Annotated in this window: 1 pseudogene; it reads right to left on the minus strand. The window is 73.2% G+C overall.

Annotated features, from left to right (window positions below):
• Nucleotides 1-139: pseudogene (locus JHD67_RS21905) on the minus strand (magnesium transporter); the annotation flags it as partial.
• Nucleotides 140-313: the final 174 nt, after the last annotated feature.

Consider the following 313-nt stretch of genomic DNA (forward strand, 5'->3'; position numbering starts at 1 on the left):
CGGCCAGACGCTTCATCACTTCGTTCTGGCCAAAGGTTACCAGCGACAGGTTGACGTTGATCGCGGCGGCGAGCATTTCGCGCATGGCGCTGATCGATTCGTTGACGCGGAATACGTGGTCATAGACCTGTCTCTTATACACATCTCCGAGCCCACGAGACCCGTGACCGAATCTCGGTTGGCGGGGTGTGGGTGGAAAGGGGGGGGGGGGGGGGGGGGGGGGGGGGGGGGGGGGGGGGGGGGGGGGGGGGGGGGGGGGGGGGGGGGGGGGGGGGGGGGGGGGGGGGGGGGGGGGGGGGGGGGGGGGGGGGGG

This window comes from Dyella sp. ASV21 (assembly GCF_016428975.1).
GTDB lineage: Bacteria > Pseudomonadota > Gammaproteobacteria > Xanthomonadales > Rhodanobacteraceae > Dyella.